Genomic DNA, 434 nt, shown 5'->3' on the forward strand with positions numbered 1-434 from the left:
ATGGGCTTTGCGCACAGGTGGGTTCGACTCAAAGGCGACAACACCGCTGGAAACACTGCTCGACGAGATGGCGTCGAAGGCCGGCATCGATCGACACACCGAGCGCAGTTTCGATTCGGGCGACTTCCCGAAGATGATCTTCGGTGTGCACGTCGAAAACACCGACGAACGCTGCGATACCTGCGGGGAACCCCTCATCGACGTCCGTTGACGCGGACTCGGAAGCATACCTGGGACGTGACAGACGCTCAGCCCGCCTGAGATGACGGAAGGAAACGAGGTGCAGATACCTGACTCGATCATCGATCCGGCCACCGCGAAAGAGGGTGTCCATTACGTCATCGCGTTCATCGACGATGACTGGGACCGCTGGACCGGGCCAGAGCAAGCCGCGAAGTACCGCGGCTGGCGGCGCAACGGGCGATGGTGGTTCT

Annotated in this window: 1 protein-coding gene; it reads left to right on the forward strand. The window is 61.1% G+C overall.

Features of this window, described 5'->3' with window-relative positions:
• A partial coding sequence (locus tag H7I57_RS09805; RefSeq protein WP_264023262.1) for a hypothetical protein occupies window positions 1-211 on the forward strand: 211 nt, incomplete at its 5' end.
• Window positions 212-434 lie beyond the last annotated feature (223 nt).

Origin of the sequence: Mycolicibacterium pyrenivorans (genome assembly GCF_025821625.1) — a bacterium.
Classification (GTDB): domain Bacteria; phylum Actinomycetota; class Actinomycetes; order Mycobacteriales; family Mycobacteriaceae; genus Mycobacterium; species Mycobacterium pyrenivorans.